Raw genomic sequence first — 16582 nt, forward strand, 5'->3', positions numbered from 1 at the left:
GGCGTCCATAGATTACCCCGGCAGTACCGCTATCGAAGCAGTCTACCCTGTTAGGCGAAATAGACAGCAAGCACAAAGTTTAGTTCAATAGTCCCCCTCATTATGGCCCGCGATCACGACCCAATGCCACAGTCCTACGAATTTGATGTCCTGATAATCGGCAGTGGTGCTGCCGGCCTGACCGTTGCACTAAACCTGCCGACGCACCTCCGGGTCTGCGTATTGAGCAAGGCCGCCATCTCCAGCGGCGCCACTCTGTGGGCCCAGGGCGGTATCGCAGCGGTTCTCGATGACGATGATTCCATTGAGGATCACATAACGGACACCCTGGCCTCCGGCGCCGGGCTATGCCATGAGGATGCGGTCCGCTTTACCGTCGAGCACGGCAAAGAAAGCATTGACTGGCTGATCAACTCCGGCGTTGATTTCACCCGGGACGAGAATGCCGACTATCACCTGACCCGTGAAGGCGGCCACAGCCATCGCAGAATCATCCATGCGGCTGACGCCACAGGCCATGCTGTATCCACAACGCTGGCCGAGCAGGCTGAGGCACGCCCTAACATCGAACTGATGAGCAGCCGGGTTGCTGTCGACCTGATTACCAACCGAAAACTGTCGCTGCCAGGCAATCGCTGTGTGGGCGCCTACATTCTGAACCTAGACACCAATCACGTAGAGCTGTTCCGGGCCCGGTTTACCGTCATTGCGACTGGCGGAGCTTCAAAAGCCTACCGCTACACAACCAACCCGGACGGTGCCTCCGGGGACGGGATTGCCATGGCCTGGAGGGCAGGCTGCCGGGTGGCAAACATGGAGTTCAATCAATTCCATCCAACATGCCTGTATCACCCCCACGCCAAGTCGTTCCTCATTACTGAAGCGGTTCGTGGCGAGGGCGGCGTATTGAAACTGCCGGACGGCAGTCGTTTCATGGATCGCTTTGACGACCGTGCCGAACTGGCACCACGGGACATCGTTGCCCGCGCAATCGACCACGAAATGAAGCGCCTGGGGGCCGATCACCTTTACCTGGACATCAGCCACAAACCCGCCGACTTCATCAAACATCACTTCCCGACCATCTACGAGAAGTGTCTGGGCTTTGGCATCGACATTACCCGGGAAGCGATTCCGGTGGTACCAGCTGCCCACTATACCTGCGGCGGTATCATCTCCGACGAACGCGGACGCACTGACGTCAACAACCTGTACGTGGTTGGAGAGGCTGGATTCACCGGCCTGCATGGCGCCAACCGCATGGCCAGCAACTCACTTCTGGAGTGCCTGGTCTACGGCCGCTCAGCCGCAGCGGACATCACCCGAAGAGAGTCTGATATACCCGCCCCCCCGGACGCTCCGGACTGGGATGAAAGCCAGGTACGGGACTCTGACGAAGACGTTGTCATTTCCCACAACTGGGATGAGCTACGCCACTTCATGTGGGACTATGTGGGCATTGTCCGCACCACCAAGCGACTGCAGCGGGCAAAACACAGGGTGGACCTGTTATCCCGGGAAATCAGCGAGTTTTACAGCAACTATCGGGTGTCCAACGACCTTCTTGAGTTGAGAAACCTGGTCACCGTGTCAGATCTGATCATCTGCTCCGCCCTTCAGCGCAAAGAAAGCCGGGGGCTGCACTACACGCTCGATTACCCTGACCTGCTCAGCGACGCCAGGGACACGATTCTGGTACCGACAACCTACCGAACCCCGGCGCCGTGAACCCGGCATCACGCACCTTTTGACACCAAGCCAACGGAAACTTTTATGTCCGAACAATCCCCGTCTTCCGACAACCCAGAATTCAGCCGCCTGTGGTGGCACAGCCGCAGGGGCATGCTGGAGCTGGACGTTCTGCTGATTCCTTTCGTGGAGAATGTATACCGGGATCTGTCACAGGAAGACAAGGCCCGTTACCAGAAGCTTCTGAGCTGCGAAGACACCGATATGTTTGAGTGGTTCATGCAACGGAGTCGCCCGGAAGACCCGGACCTGCAACGCATGGTGGACATGATCCTGAACCGTGTCCAACCGGATTGATCTTCAGCTCTCACCTTCCATTATCGCAGGGCTGTTAGGGACTGCCCCCTGGCTGCTCCTGCTGGCCTTCATCGCGATAGCCGGAGCAACCGGCTCGCGGTGGTTGTGGACGCTGGCGCCCGCCGCTATGCTCGGTGGTATCTACCAATATCGTCACATCGGCCTGCTCAGAACGCCGTCGTCCGTCGTATTACTCAGGCTTGAGGAAGGACGACTCCACAGCGGTCTGGCAAATGGGCAGCAGATTGAGGTGCAACCGTCAGGCAGCAGCCGTATTGGTCCGTGCCTGACGCTCTTGAAACTGCAGCCCGTCGACACCAGATTCTCTGCATATTCCTGCCTGCTCGTGGCTGGCAGTCACTGGTGGCCTGGCAATGTCACGGAAGATGAGTTTCGCAAATTGAGAGTGTGGCTGAGACTGGGTAGACCCCGGCACATACAGGCAACAGAATCCAAGACCCGGAGAATTCCATGACTGATACAGAGACAGCAGTCTCAGCAAAGAGCCAGCTTACCAGCTCGCCACTGCCAGACATCGGCTGGGCAAATCTGAAAGACCAGGTCATCGTGCGTATCAGCGGCCCTGGCACCGACAAGTTTCTGCAGGGGCAGTTCAGCCAACATCTGGATGAGGTTGTCTCAGGCCACTCTCCACGTGCTGCCGCCGCCACCCCCAAAGGACGAACCTACTGCCTGACCCGAATGGTTCGCGATGGCGACGATGTCTTGTTGTCCCTGAGAGTAACTCTTGCTGAGCCAACGCTTCAGCAGTTACGCAAATACATGATGCTGTTCCGGGGAACCTCCGCCGAGGTTCAAAACACCGCTATGATTCGGGGAATCCTGGGCGACGAACTGGCCAGAAATCTGGCTGGGGACGCTGTCGAATCACTTCAGGAGCCCGGCGACAGTGTCGCGCTGGAATCCGGCTACCTGATCAGAGTCGAGCCCACAGCTGAAGGCCTGCAGCGCTTCGAGTTCTGGCAACTGGCATCAGCCCCTGCCAACCTGGACCCAGTACGGGAGGTCTCTCTTGAAGACTGGCAGGGGTCGGAGGTCGCAGCCGGCATAGCCTCGCTGACCGAGTCCTCTGTGGAAGCTTTTGTCCCGCAAATGCTGAACTGGCAACATGTTGGTGGTGTGCATTTCAAGAAGGGGTGCTATACCGGCCAGGAAGTCATTGCCCGGATGCACTTCCTGGGGCAACTGAAGAAAAGTCTGTTCAGGGTTGCTGCCCATAATGCCGACTCGACACCACGACCAGGGGGCCGACTGCTGTCCGGTGACCGGGCTGTTGGTGACGTAGTCAATTCCGTCGCGTTCCAGGACGGCCACCATGAACTACTCGCCGTAATTCGCCACGACGCCATCAACGGGGAACTGACACTGGAAGATAGCCCCGGAGCCGCCCTGACGATTCTGCCACTGCCGTACACAGTGCCGGAGAGGGATAATGCCGCCCCTATGGATACATAAGTTGACAGGCAAAAGCGCCGTAATTTGCTATAAAGATGTCACGTAGCGAACGATATAAGGGACCAACGCTTCTCTTATCCCGCTCCCGTTTCAGACCAGTGGACCATGACTGACCATGTCGAATATTGTCGAAACCATTAAAACCGATCTGATCACCGCCATCGAAAATGACAAACTGGTGCTTCCAACCCTGCCGGAAGTCGCCCTGCAAGTCCGGGAAATTGCCGAGTCTGAAGATTCAGCGATCGCCGATCTGGTGAAGGTGATCAGCAATGACACCGCGCTCTCTGCCCGACTCATCCGGGTGTGTAACAGCCCCCTGTTCCGGGGTAGCCGTGCCATAGAAAACCTCAACATGGCAGTCAGCCGCCTGGGTATGGCCTACACCAGCAATCTGGCCATGGGCCTGGCGATGGAACAAATGTTCCAGGCCACCTCCGACATGGTAGACAAACGACTGCGCGCCACCTGGCAGACCAGCACCGAAGTGGCGGGTATCTGTCATGTTCTCGCGCAGCACTACACCAGGCTCAAACCGGATCAGGCGACCCTGGCCGGTCTGGTGCACCTGATCGGTGTTCTGCCGATTCTCCGCTACGTCGAAGACAAGGACATCCAGATCAGTTCCATCATGCTGGACAACGTTATTGACGAGTTACACCCGCGGATAGGTTCCACGATCCTTGAAAAATGGGACTTCCCGAAGGAGTTGCAGAGCGTGCCGATGGAGTACGCAAACTTCCAGCGCGAAGCGCCCTCGGCGGACTACTCTGACCTGGTGATGGTGGCCAACCTCCAACTGGTCGCCGGCACCGATCATCCATGGACAGAAATGGACTGGAATACCATCAGTGCCTTTGACCGGCTGGGACTCGACCCGAACATCGACATGAGTGAGGAAGAAGACCTTAACGCCCAGATGGAAGCGGCGATGGCTCTGCTGCAGTAAGGTTTACTTGCGATACCGGGCAAGTAGCTCGGCCTTGGAGGGCAGTGCCCAATGAATGGGTGGCTGCCCTTTTTGCTGCAGCCATTCGTTCGCCCTCGAAAAGTGCTTGCAGCCGAAGAACCCACGATAGGCGCTCAACGGTGAAGGATGAGGCCCATCAAGCACCAGATGCCTGCTGCGATCAATGTGTTGTCCCTTCTTTTTGGCGTAGCTACCCCAAAGCAGAAACACGACCCCCTCGCGTTCCCGGTTGATGATTTCGATCACCTTGTCAGTAAAGGTTTCCCAGCCTTTACCCTGATGAGCTCCAGCCTGGGACTGAACAACCGTCAATACGCTGTTGAGCAGCAGCACACCCTGATCTGCCCACGGCTGCAGGCAACCATGATCCGGAGGGGCAATGCCAAGATCCTCTTGTATTTCCTTGAAGATGTTGACCAGTGACGGTGGTGTTTGCACATCAGGGCGCACAGAGAAACACAGCCCATGGGCCTGTCCCGGCCCATGGTAGGGATCCTGCCCCAATATCACCACGGACACCTTATCCAGAGGCGTACTATTCAGGGCATTGAAACAGAGATGGCTGGGTGGGAAGAGAACTTTCCCGGCTCGCTCTTCCGATGCCAGGAAGTCCGCCAGCGTCTGCATATAGGGCTGACGGAATTCACCTGCGAGATGCTCGGACCACCCCCGGTCCGGCCTTAGCTGACTTGCCAGAGCCTCAACCGGGGACATGGTTTACTCCTCGCCTTCTGGTGCGTGATGCTCAGCCTTGTGCTCCGGACGCATATGCGGGAACAGGATAACGTCACGAATGGAGGGAGAGTTGGTCAGCAGCATAGTCAGACGATCAATACCGATACCTTCGCCGGCTGTGGGCGGCAAGCCGTATTCCAGAGCCATGACGTAGTCTTCGTCGTAGAACATGGCCTCATCATCACCCGCATCCTTCTCTGCAACCTGGGCACGGAAACGCTCAGCCTGATCTTCCGCGTCGTTAAGCTCGGAGAACCCGTTGGCCAGCTCCCGGCCACCGACGAAGAACTCGAACCGCTCAGTAACGAACGGATCACTGTCCTTACAGCGAGCCAGAGGAGACACTTCCTTGGGATAGTCGGTGATGAACGTCGGCTGGATCAGCAGATGCTCGGCTGTCGCCTCAAAGATCTCAACCTGGACCTTACCCAGCCCCCAGGTGTCCTTGAGCTGAATACCCAGATTCCCGGCAACACGACGGGCACTGGCTTCATCACCCAACTGGCCGGCCTGGATATCCGGGTTATGCTCAAGTATCGCCTCGACCACGCTCATTCGCTTGAACGGCTTACCGAAGTCGTATTCGACGGTTTCCACTTCACCATCCGCAAGTTCGCGGGTGTTCACTACGGTAGTGGTGCCGAGAACGTCCCGGGTGATCTGGCGCAGCATATCCTCGGTAAGGTCCATCAGATCCTGATAATCTGCGTAGGCCTGGTAGAACTCCACCATGGTGAATTCCGGATTGTGACGGGTCGAAAGACCTTCGTTCCGGAAGTTCCGGTTGATCTCGAATACCCGCTCAAAGCCACCAACCACGAGGCGCTTGAGGTAGAGTTCCGGAGCAATACGCAGGTACATATCAATGCTAAGGGCATTGTGATGAGTCACAAACGGACGTGCGGTCGCGCCGCCCGGGATCACCTGCAGCATGGGGGTTTCTACTTCCATAAAGCCACGGGCGTTGAAGTAGCTTCGCATGCTGTTGATGATTCCGGTACGCACCTGGAAGGTCTTCCGGGTTTCCTCATTCACCATCAGGTCCACGTACCGGTGACGGTAGCGCGCTTCCATGTCGGTCAGGCCCTTGTGCTTTTCGGGCAGCGGGCGCAGGGACTTGGTCAGCAGCACATAGTCTTCCATGGTTACGTAAAGGTCACCCTTTCCGGACTTCGACAAGGTTCCGCGAACGCCAATAATATCCCCAAGATCCCAATGTTTGGTTTCCTTCTGGACCTCTTTGGCAGCGTATACCTGAATGCGGCCAGTCATATCCTGAACAACCTTGAACGCTTTGCGGTCAAGCATCATGCGGCCGGCAACAGCCACCTTGATATCCAGCTTTTCCAGTTCTTCCTTGCTCTTGTCACCGTATTTCTCCTGCAGTTCTGCAGCGGTGGCATCGCGACGGAAGTCGTTGGGGAACGGATTGCCTTCGGTGCGCATGTCGGCCAGTTTGGCACGGCGCTCGGCAATCAGCTTGTTGTCCTCGTGCTGGGTAGCGCTCTGGGTTTGCTCAGTCATTTTGGCTCACTAAAATCGGGATTGAATCCGGTTTAACGGTTGATGGCGCCGCTTACAGCGCCATCTTCAGGCTGGCTTCGATGAACTTATCAATGTCACCGTCCAGCACCGACTGGGTGTTGCTGGTTTCTACCTTGGTCCGCAGGTCCTTGATCCGGCTATCATCAAGAACGTAGGAGCGGATCTGGCTGCCCCAACCAATATCGGCCTTCGCGTCTTCCGCCTTCTGTTTCTCGGCGTTACGCAACTGCATTTCGCGCTCGAACAGCTTGGCCTTGAGCTGCTTCATGGCCTGGTCTTTGTTCTGATGCTGACTCCGACCAGCCTGACAGGCCACCACAATGCCCGTCGGGTTGTGGGTCAGTCGAACCGCAGATTCGGTACGGTTAACGTGCTGACCACCGGCACCAGAAGCCCGGTATACGTCCACCCGGAGGTCTGCCGGATTAATTTCGATCTCGAAGCTGTCATCTACTTCAGGAGAGACGAAAACCGACGAGAATGACGTATGGCGGCGATTGCCGGAATCGAACGGTGATTTCCGTACCAGACGGTGAACACCGGTTTCCGTCCGCAGCCAGCCGTAGGCGTAGTCGCCCTGAATATGAATGGTGGCACTCTTGATACCTGCCACTTCACCTTCCTGCAACTCGACGATCTCGGATTTGAAACCACGGCGCTCGGCCCAGCGCAGATACATCCGCAACAGCATGTTCGCCCAGTCCTGGGCCTCGGTGCCGCCGGAACCCGCCTGGATATCGAGATAGGCGTTGTTGCCGTCCATCTCGCCTGAAAACATGCGTCGGAATTCGAGCTTCTCGAGGTCTTTATCAAGCCCCAGAAGGTCGCTCTCGATCTCTTCCACTGTACCTTCGTCGTCTTCCTCGACAGCCATCTCCAGCAGGCTTTCGGCGTCGGCCAGCCCGTTGGTAAGGTTATCGATGGTTTTGACGATCAGCCCAAGGTCAGATTGTTCTTTACCAAGCGCCTGAGCCCGCTCCGGGTCGTCCCAGACGGTGGGAAGCTCAAGTTCCCGCTCTACTTCGACCAGTCGTTCACTACGATGATCGTAGTCAAAGATACCCCCTGAGCGCTTCAGTGCGCTCGCGAAGCTCTTTGATCTTCGTCACTATGGGATTAATTTCCATGAATCCTTTACTCGCTATGGAATATGGTGAGTAAAAACAGTGGGCGGATTCTACCGGAATTTCGCCGGTAAATCAGCCGGGGAAACCGCTACACACTTTGCTCGACCGTTAAATTTGCAGAGTGTCCGGTAGCCGTGGGGGTGGGGATGCTTTTCTGCCGGGAAAAAGATGTCTGAGCGCAGCGAGTTGCTTTTTCCCAGAAGAAAAGCATCGCCACCTCCGCGGCTAACTCCAGACTAGGCAGGCAAGGGCTCCAGATAATCGATAAGCAACTGGAGATTGGTTCTGCCACGGAAGGTGTTGGCATCTGGTTTATAGACCACTCGGGCACCGGTTTTCGTGTAATCCGGTACGTCAGGGCCGGTATTAAACGCTATGCCGTCAATGATGCCGCTGTTATCCATAGGCTGAAGGACAAGCTTCAGGTGGTTTTCACCAACAATGCGCTGACTGACGACACGGAATTCTCCATCGAAAACAGGCTCCGGGAAATGCTGTCCCCATGGCCCTGCCCGCTTCAACAGGTTGGCAGTGTCGAGGCTGAGTTCACCGACACTTAGCGGACCATCAGTCACGATAGACGCTTCCAGGTCTTCGGCCTCAACAGAATCCCGCACGGCCTGATCGAAGGCGTTACGGAAGGCTTCCAGATCGTCTTTGGAAATAGTCATACCGGCGGCCATGGCGTGGCCTCCGTATTTTTTCATCATGCCGGGATGGCGCGCATCAACAACGGCAAGGGCATCACGGATATGGAGGCCAGGAATGGATCGTGCCGAGCCTTTGATATGCTCGCCGTCGTCATCAGGCGCAAAGGCGATGGTCGGGCGGTGGGTCTGTTCGCGGATTCTGGCTGCCAGAATACCGATAACACCCTGATGCCAGTCCGGATCAAATAACGCCAGTCCCCATGGCAATCCCTCTATATCCAGAGACATGGACGCGAGCAGGTCCTGAGCCTGGGCTTTCATTTCCTTTTCGATATTCCGGCGTTCGCGATTGAAGGTATCCAGCTCTTTTGCCAGTCGGCGGGCTTCATCGGGGCTATCCGCCAACAGGCAGGCAATACCGATACTCATGTCATCAAGGCGGCCAGCCGCATTCAGACGCGGGCCGACCACAAAGCCCAGATCAGTGGAACTGATGGCGGTGTAATCGCGGCCAGCCACGTCCAGCAAGGCCAGAATACCCGGCCTCGCTTCGCCCTTGCGGATCCGGCGAAGGCCCTGCTCTACGAAGATACGGTTATTGTGATCCAGCGGAACCACATCCGCGACGGTGCCGAGGGCCACGAGATCAAGCAGGCTGCCAAGATTTGGCTCGGGATTGGGCAACTGGCCCGTCTCCCGCAGGTGTTTCCGCAAAGCGGTAAGCACGTAGAACATGACGCCCACGCCCGCCGCATTCTTGCTCAGGAAGGGGCAGCCAGGCTGATTGGGATTCACAATGGCATCAGCATCCGGTAGCACCTCGCCCGCGAGGTGGTGGTCGGTGATGACGACTTTGATGCCAAGATCCCGGGCAACTTTCACGCCTTCAACAGCGGAAATCCCGTTATCCACTGTGACCATCAGATCCGGAAGGTCACCGTCCTCTCTCAGCCGCTCAATAATGCCAGGGGTAAGACCATAGCCGTCGGAAAACCGGCTCGGAACGCGGAAGTCGATATTCGCGAGGCCAAGCATGGACAGCCCAAGCATGGCAACAGAGGTACTGGTGGCACCATCAGCATCGAAATCACCGAGCACCAACACCTTCTGCCGGGTCGCAATGGCCTCTGCAAGCAGCTCGACTGCGCGGTCGATGCCTCGCAACTCCATAGGCGACGCCAGATGTTTGAGGGTATAGCTGAGCTCATCATCTGAACGCACGCCCCTGGCGGCATAAAGACGACGAAGGAGAGGAGGGAGATTATTCCCCCAGCCCGGAAGGACATCCGGCTGGGGGCGACGCAGGATCTTTTTGGGAGTCATACCCGATCAGGCATTTTTCCAGTGTTCCGCAATGAAGCCCTGAACACCTGCAACATCGTTGTCCAGGACGGTATAACGCTCTTCCCGCTCAAACAGATCAGCCATGTGCGGAGGCAGTTGCGGTTTGACCGACAGACCGGACTCGGCAATGGCATCCGGGAATTTCGCAGGATGTGCAGTACCGAGCGTGATCATCGGAACCGATGTGTCACGACGACAGTTACGGGCAGCTTTCACACCGATGGCGGTATGAGGGTCCAGCAGGTACTCGTTCTGCTCAAACACTTCACGAATGGTGTCACACGTGGTCTTGTCGTCCACCGCATCACTGTCAAACAGCTTGCGGGCATGACGCCAGCGATAATCTTCAATACTGACAGGACCCTTGGCGGCATTCTCCAGCAGTTCCTTGACCGCCGCACCGTCACGACCGTGCAGGTCGAACAGCAGGCGTTCAAAATTGCTGGACACCATGATGTCCATACTCGGAGACAGAGTGTGCTCCAGCTTGTGCTGCTCGTACCGGTTGCCACTCATGAAACGATGCAGAATGTCGTTACGGTTGGTGGCAATAACCAGCTGGGAAATCGGCAGCCCCATCTTCTTGGCCAGGTAACCTGCGAAAATATCGCCAAAGTTACCGGTGGGCACCGAGAACGCCATGCTGCGATCCGGACCGCCAAGTGCCAGAGACGCCTGGAAGTAGTAGACAATCTGGGCCATGATCCGCGCCCAGTTGATGGAGTTTACCGCTGCCAGCTGCGTCTTACCGCCAAGGAACGACTGATCACCAAAACTCTCTTTGACCATCCGCTGGCAATCGTCGAAGTTACCTTTAACCGCAATATTGTGGATATTGTCGCCAAGTACCGTCGTCATCTGGCGGCGCTGCACCTCGGATACCCGTTGGTAAGGATGCAGGATAAAGATATCCACGTGTTCGCAGTGACGGCAGCCTTCGATCGCTGCAGACCCGGTGTCACCGGAGGTAGCCCCCATGATCACCACATGCTGTTTGCGCTTCTCGAGCACATAGTCGAGCAGACGTCCCAGCAGTTGCAGGGCAAAATCCTTGAATGCAAGGGTCGGGCCACGGAACAGCTCCATCACCCACTCGTTGGTATCCAGCTGAACCAGCGGAGCTACTGCCTGATGCGCAAATCCGGCATAGGTTTCGGTCAGCATCTTGCGGAAGTCTTCTTCCGGTATCGCGTCATTCACAAACGGATACATAACGTTGAATGCCAGCTCACTGTAGCTCAGGCCACGCCAGCTACGAATCTCTTCCAGGCTGAAATGCGGGAGTGATTCCGGAACATAGAGCCCACCATCGCTGGCCAGGCCAGTCAGGAGAACGTCTTCAAAGCCCAATGCGGGCGCTTCACCCCGCGTACTGATATATCTCACGTGCGTACCTGTCAGTTAAAGTTTTCAGCGCGGATGCGAACCACCTGGCCGTCAATATCAGACAGCCCTTCGAGCTCTTCGATGGAGCGGTTCATCTGACGTTCCTGAACGGTGTGGGTCAGGATAATGACCGGAATCCGACCATCCTTGAGCTCCGATTCTTTCTGCATGATCGACTCGATATTGATGCCGTGCTCGCTGAGCACTGAGGCAATCTTGGCGAGCACACCCGGGCGATCCAGCGCGGTGATCCGCAGATAATAGGCAGACTGGATGTCTTCCATCGGCAACACGCTGATATCCTCGAGCGCTGCCGGCTCAAATCCAAGGTAAGGCACCTGGTGTTTGCTGCCGCTGGCAACAACACGGGCGACATCCACCACATCGGCGATCACAGCAGACGCTGTGGCTTCGTCGCCGGCACCCGGCCCGTAGTACATGGTCTGTCCAACCGCATCGCCATCCACCAACACAGCATTAAGAACACCGTCAACCTGTGCAATCAGGTGACTCTGTGGAACCAGAGTCGGATGCACCCGAAGCTCGATCCCCTCTTCCCGGCGTCGGGCAATACCCAGATGCTTGATCCGGTAACCCAGCAATTCAGCGTGGGCAATATCGTACGGGGTAATTTTCGAAATCCCCTCGGTAAATCCTTTCTCGAACTGAAGGGGAACACCAAAGCCCGCAGAAGCCAGAATGGTCAGCTTGTGGGCAGCATCAATACCTTCCACGTCAAAGGTAGGATCAGCTTCCGCGTAGCCCAGTTCCTGAGCTTCCTTAAGCACCTCGGAAAACTCCCGACCTGCCCGCATTTCGGTGAGAATGTAGTTCCCGGTTCCGTTGATGATACCGGCGATCCAGTCAATCCGGTTCGCAGACATCCCTTCCCGAACGGCCTTGATGACCGGGATACCGCCCGCTACTCCCGCCTCATAGGCGACAACAACACCGGCTTTTTCCGCTGCTTCGAAAATCTCGTTACCGTGAACAGCAATCAGCGCCTTGTTGGCTGTAACCACGTGTTTGCCATTGCTGATGGCCGCCAAAACCAGCTCCTTCGCTACTTCATAGCCGCCAATCAGTTCAACGACGATATCAATGGACGGATCGTTGACCACATCAAAGATGTCGGTAGAAAAGGGTACGTCTCCCAGTTCCAGATCATTGCGGGGACGACGGCTGGCAACCCGTGCAATTCGGATGTTGCAGCCACTCCGGCCGGCAATAAGCCTGGCGTTACGGGTCAAGACATTAAATGTACCGCCGCCAACGGTACCCAGTCCGCAGATTCCGACACTGACGTCTTTCAAACTCTCACCTCTGATCCCGAACGGGCGCTGATAAATTACAGTGGGCTCATAGTATACCGATTCAGTTGCCCTTGAATAAGCCCTGAATCGGTAGCACTTGAAATACCGGAGGGAACCGACTCAAAGAACCGGTAAAAATCAACTTCAGAGCAGCCCAAGACCCTTGGCCAGGTTATCTGCAGGTACGTAGCCGCGGACCATTGTGCCATCTTCAAGGACAATCGCCGGCGTGCCCGTGACACCCACCTTTCCACCCAGTTGGTACTGTTCAAGAACCGGGTTATCACAGGTTGCGGGAGCCACATTACGACCTCCCTTGGCATCATCCATGGCCGCCTGCTGATCCTCTGAACACCAGACCGACTCGTACTTTCTGAATGAAGCTGTATTGGGACCAGAGCGCGGGAACGCGTAGTAATTTACAGTGATGCCATAACCGTTGAGCTGGGGCACCTCATTGTGAAGTTTGCGGCAATAGGGACAGTCAATATCGGTGAAAACGCTGATGACCGCTTTTTCCTCACCATTGGCCGGGAAGCTGATTACGCCCTTGTCACCGAAGCTTTCCATGGTCTCACGACGCTGCCCCGTTCTGGCTTGCTCGGTGACGTTGGAGATTCCGCTGGTGGTAACTTTCAGCATGTCACCGGTAAAGAGATACTGGCCATCTTCAGTGGTGTAGATAGTTTCGCCGTTATTACTCTGAACCTCGTAGAGCCCTTTAGCTTCGGACTCCCTGACCGATGAGACTTTCAATCCCGGCACTGCCGCTGCCAGGCGTTCGGCGATAGCGTCTTCAACGTCTCCAGCAAACACCGGAGCCGCCAAAACGACACCCGCACCCACCATCATGGCAAGAGCCATGGATTTCATGCTTTTTCTGGCAACCATACTTCCATCCAGTCAAATGGGAATTCAGCCCGCCCGGCTCTCGCGACAGGGCCATAATAATTGGTTATGCGACACCTTCAGGCCGCAAAAGTTCAAACCACCATACCAAAAAACGGAGGCTCATCCACGCGGATGATGAGACTCATGCAATGCCTGCAGCCGTTGACGGGCAACGTGGGTATAAATCTGGGTAGTCGAGAGGTCTGCGTGCCCCAATAACATCTGAACCACCCTGAGATCCGCCCCATGATTCAACAGATGGGTTGCAAAGGCATGACGCAGGGTATGGGGAGACAAATGCTTCCGAATTCCTGCCCGGGCTGCGTATAGCTTGATCCGATACCAGAATGTCTGCCGGGTCATAGCTGTCGGTCGACTACCGGGAAACAAGGCATCGGAGGTGCGTCCTTTCAGCAGCTCCAGCCTGGCCTGTTTCATATACCGCAACAGCCAGTCTGCAGCCTCCTCTCCCATAGGCACCAAACGCTCTTTATTGCCCTTACCGACAATGCGAATGACACCCTGCCGGAGATTAACCTGATCTACCCGCAGCTCCGTCAATTCGCTCACACGGAGGCCACAGCCGTAGAGAATCTCCAGCATGGCACGGTCCCGCAGTTCTATAGCCAATTCCGGATCAGGTTCACTGAGCAGTGCATCAACATCTTCCTCAGTCAGGGAATCCGGAAGTCGACGAGGCAAACGAGGACTCTCGATCCGCAGTGTTGGGTCCTCAGCAATCACACCCTCCCGCAAGAGAAACCGATAGAAACGCCGAATCCCCGATAGACGCCGGGCAGCTGTTGATGCCTTGACTCCCTCAGCCAGGCCTTGAGACATCCAACCGAGAAGATCCGTACGCCCGGCCGCAACCAGCAAAGGTGCGCCAGGCTTGGCCTCGAGCCACCTCGACAGCCGCCCGAGATCGCTTCGATATGCCTGCCGGGTCTTTTCCCCAAGCCCATCTTCAAGCCACAGTGCATCCGTAAATCTGGAAATGATCTGCTCGTCCTCTTCCCTCATACCTGGCCGGTTTCCTTTCATCCGCAGAACATGCAAACCCACGTTATCCATCATAACAAACAGAAAAGGGCAGCCCGAAGGCTGCCCTTTTCAAAAGCGAACTGCTCAGCAATTTGCTGATCAGCCGAGCTTTTCCTTGATGCGAGCTGCCTTACCAGACAGGTCACGCAGGTAGTAAAGCTTGGCCTGACGCACGTCACCACGACGCTTCACGCTGATGCTGTCGATCAGCTTGGAGAAAGTCTGGAAAGTACGCTCAACACCAACACCGTAGGAAATCTTACGTACGGTGAAGGAGGAGTTCATGCCACGGTTACGCTTACCGATAACAACGCCTTCGAACGCCTGCAGACGCTCACGGTTACCTTCGGTTACACGAACCTGAACAACCACGGTGTCACCCGGCGCAAATGCTGGGATTTCCTTGGTCATCTGTTCTGCTTCAATCTGACTGATGATGTTGTTCTTGCCGCTCATCGTAATGCTCCTGATACCCAATCTCTCAGTGTCCTGAATCACTCAGAGACACCCGGTTCGTTCAAAATTTCTTCCAGCAGCTCACGCTCTTCGTCCGTAAGTACCCGTCGTTCCAACAGGTCGGGGCGTCGCTCCCGGGTTCGCCTCAGCGACTCTTTGAGTCGCCAACGCCGGATCTGTTCATGGTGACCGCCCAAAAGAACCTCCGGCACCGCCTGACCTTCGTAAACTTCGGGCCGGGTGTAGTGCGGACAATCCAGCAATCCGTCAGCAAATGAGTCCTGCTCTGCTGACTGCGCATGACCCAGCGCTCCGGGGATGAAGCGTGTTACCGCATCAATGACAGCCATGGCTGCCAGCTCGCCACCGGAAAGAACAAAATCACCCAGTGACACTTCCCGATCGACTTCCGCCGATATCAGACGCTCATCAACGCCTTCATAACGACCTGCAACAAGAATCAGACGTTCTTCAGCAGCCAGCGATTCCACAACTGACTGATTCAGCGTCTCTCCTTGTGGTGACATGTACACCACGCAGGCCTTACCGGGCGCAGACTCTCTGGCCGCATGAATAGCATCTCTGAGCGGCTGAATTTTCATCAGCATGCCAGGGCCACCACCATAAGGCCGGTCGTCCACTGTGCGATGCCGGTCATGGGTAAAATCCCGGGGATTCCAGCTCTGGAATGTCAGAAGACCATCCCGAACCGCCCTACCGGTTATCCCATACTCCGTTACCGCACCGAACATCTCCGGGAACAGACTGACTGCGCCAATCCACACCCGTCAGAACTCCGGATCCCACTCTACAACCATACGACCACCTGCCAGATCCACCTTCCTGACAACCTGGTCAGGGAGATAGGGCAGCAGACGCTCGCGCTGATCAATAGAGTCAGCCGAAGCTCGCACTACCAGAACATCATTGGAACCAGTTTCCATCAGATGGTGAACCTTGCCCAGGCAATCCCCATCAACGGTGAAGACATCAAGACCTTCAAGCTGGTACCAATAGTACTCGCCGTCAGCAAGTTCCGGAAACTTATCGATTGAGACCTTGATATCAGCGCCACGATAGGTCAGCGCCACATCCCGATCATCAATGCCTTTAAGCCTGACGACGATCCCCTGCCCTTGGCGGCGACCCTCTTCAAGCCTAACCGGAATACGTTTGCCATCCAGCTCCAGAACCCAGTCCCGGTACTGCAATATTCCTTCTTTGGGATCAGTATAGGAATAAACCTTAAGCCATCCCTTGACCCCAAACACCGAGGTAATCTGGCCGATCACAGTTTCCTGCGAATGCTGTGTCATGCCACAAACCCCGGTTCAGTATTGCTATTAGCCAGCAGCTTTCAGCAGCTGAGCTACACGATCGCTAGTCTGGGCACCCTGGCCAAGCCAGTAGTTAACGCGATCCTGATCCACACGCAGACGCTCTTCCTGACCACGGGCTACCGGGTTGAAAAAGCCTACACGCTCAATAAAACGACCGTCGCGAGATTTGCGGCTGTCGGTCACTGTCAGATGGTAGAACGGGCGCTTCTTAGAGCCGCCACGAGCCAAACGGATTGTTACCATTTAACCAATATCCTGT

The 16582-nt window shown here is 56.1% G+C and carries 17 protein-coding genes; 5 read left to right on the forward strand and 12 right to left on the reverse strand.

From position 1 onward, the window contains the following. The first annotated feature begins 123 nt into the window (after positions 1-123). The 5 genes from nadB (at position 124) to FWJ25_RS15380 (ending at position 4471) form a co-directional block, all read left to right on the forward strand. On the forward strand, positions 124-1728 hold the full coding sequence (gene nadB, locus FWJ25_RS15360) for an L-aspartate oxidase (RefSeq protein ID WP_188093644.1): 1605 nt from the start codon (positions 124-126) through the stop codon (positions 1726-1728). 45 nt (positions 1729-1773) lie between these two features. After that, positions 1774-2046 (forward strand): FAD assembly factor SdhE, encoded by a 273-nt coding sequence (locus FWJ25_RS15365; protein WP_149601147.1) that lies wholly within the window; start codon positions 1774-1776, stop codon positions 2044-2046. After that, positions 2030-2521, forward strand: a complete 492-nt coding sequence (locus FWJ25_RS15370) for a hypothetical protein (protein ID WP_149601148.1) — start codon at positions 2030-2032, stop codon at positions 2519-2521. The genes FWJ25_RS15365 and FWJ25_RS15370 overlap by 17 nt, the downstream gene beginning before the upstream one ends. Continuing rightward, complete coding sequence (gene ygfZ / locus FWJ25_RS15375; RefSeq protein WP_149601149.1) at positions 2518-3522, forward strand: CAF17-like 4Fe-4S cluster assembly/insertion protein YgfZ; 1005 nt, start codon at positions 2518-2520, stop codon at positions 3520-3522. Before FWJ25_RS15370 ends, ygfZ begins: the two co-directional genes overlap by 4 nt. A gap of 115 nt (positions 3523-3637) precedes the next feature. Next, complete coding sequence (locus FWJ25_RS15380; RefSeq protein ID WP_149601150.1) at positions 3638-4471, forward strand: HDOD domain-containing protein; 834 nt, start codon at positions 3638-3640, stop codon at positions 4469-4471. 3 nt (positions 4472-4474) lie between these two features. Here FWJ25_RS15380 and ung read toward each other — a convergent pair whose 3' ends face one another. From ung to rpsP, 12 genes are all read right to left on the reverse strand, one after another. Continuing rightward, positions 4475-5206, reverse strand: a complete 732-nt coding sequence (gene ung / locus FWJ25_RS15385) for a uracil-DNA glycosylase (RefSeq protein WP_149601151.1) — start codon at positions 5204-5206, stop codon at positions 4475-4477. Positions 5207-5209: 3 nt separating this feature from the next. Next, positions 5210-6751, reverse strand: a complete 1542-nt coding sequence (gene lysS, locus FWJ25_RS15390) for a lysine--tRNA ligase (protein WP_149601152.1) — start codon at positions 6749-6751, stop codon at positions 5210-5212. Between the two features lie 52 nt (positions 6752-6803). Further along, positions 6804-7899 (reverse strand): peptide chain release factor 2 gene (gene prfB, locus FWJ25_RS15395; protein ID WP_149601153.1). Its coding sequence is split into 2 segments (ribosomal slippage): positions 6804-7826 and positions 7828-7899, totalling 1095 coding nucleotides; the frame shifts between segments, so codons are not numbered across the junction. A 236-nt stretch (positions 7900-8135) separates the two neighbouring features. Next, the gene (gene recJ, locus FWJ25_RS15400; RefSeq protein WP_149601154.1) at positions 8136-9872 is read right to left on the reverse strand and encodes a single-stranded-DNA-specific exonuclease RecJ; all 1737 of its coding nucleotides are present in this window, start codon (positions 9870-9872) and stop codon (positions 8136-8138) included. A gap of 6 nt (positions 9873-9878) precedes the next feature. Then, complete coding sequence (thrC, locus tag FWJ25_RS15405) at positions 9879-11279, reverse strand: threonine synthase (protein WP_149601155.1); 1401 nt, start codon at positions 11277-11279, stop codon at positions 9879-9881. A gap of 11 nt (positions 11280-11290) precedes the next feature. Beyond that, positions 11291-12592 carry a homoserine dehydrogenase gene (locus FWJ25_RS15410; protein ID WP_149601156.1) on the reverse strand — a complete coding sequence of 434 codons (1302 nt, stop codon included), beginning with the start codon at positions 12590-12592 and terminating at the stop codon, positions 11291-11293. Positions 12593-12736: 144 nt separating this feature from the next. Then, the gene (locus tag FWJ25_RS15415) at positions 12737-13483 is read right to left on the reverse strand and encodes a DsbC family protein (RefSeq protein ID WP_149601157.1); all 747 of its coding nucleotides are present in this window, start codon (positions 13481-13483) and stop codon (positions 12737-12739) included. 120 nt (positions 13484-13603) lie between these two features. Then, positions 13604-14506, reverse strand: a complete 903-nt coding sequence (xerD, locus tag FWJ25_RS15420; protein ID WP_149601158.1) for a site-specific tyrosine recombinase XerD — start codon at positions 14504-14506, stop codon at positions 13604-13606. A gap of 120 nt (positions 14507-14626) precedes the next feature. Further along, positions 14627-14983 (reverse strand): 50S ribosomal protein L19, encoded by a 357-nt coding sequence (gene rplS / locus FWJ25_RS15425; RefSeq protein ID WP_036131697.1) that lies wholly within the window; start codon positions 14981-14983, stop codon positions 14627-14629. 38 nt (positions 14984-15021) lie between these two features. Further along, positions 15022-15768 carry a tRNA (guanosine(37)-N1)-methyltransferase TrmD gene (gene trmD, locus FWJ25_RS15430; RefSeq protein ID WP_149601159.1) on the reverse strand — a complete coding sequence of 249 codons (747 nt, stop codon included), beginning with the start codon at positions 15766-15768 and terminating at the stop codon, positions 15022-15024. 3 nt (positions 15769-15771) lie between these two features. Continuing rightward, complete coding sequence (gene rimM, locus FWJ25_RS15435) at positions 15772-16299, reverse strand: ribosome maturation factor RimM (RefSeq protein WP_149601160.1); 528 nt, start codon at positions 16297-16299, stop codon at positions 15772-15774. Positions 16300-16326: 27 nt separating this feature from the next. Next, positions 16327-16566, reverse strand: a complete 240-nt coding sequence (gene rpsP, locus FWJ25_RS15440) for a 30S ribosomal protein S16 (RefSeq protein ID WP_149601161.1) — start codon at positions 16564-16566, stop codon at positions 16327-16329. Positions 16567-16582: the final 16 nt, after the last annotated feature.

It is taken from the genome of Marinobacter salinexigens, from assembly GCF_008370345.1.
Taxonomy (GTDB): domain Bacteria; phylum Pseudomonadota; class Gammaproteobacteria; order Pseudomonadales; family Oleiphilaceae; genus Marinobacter; species Marinobacter salinexigens.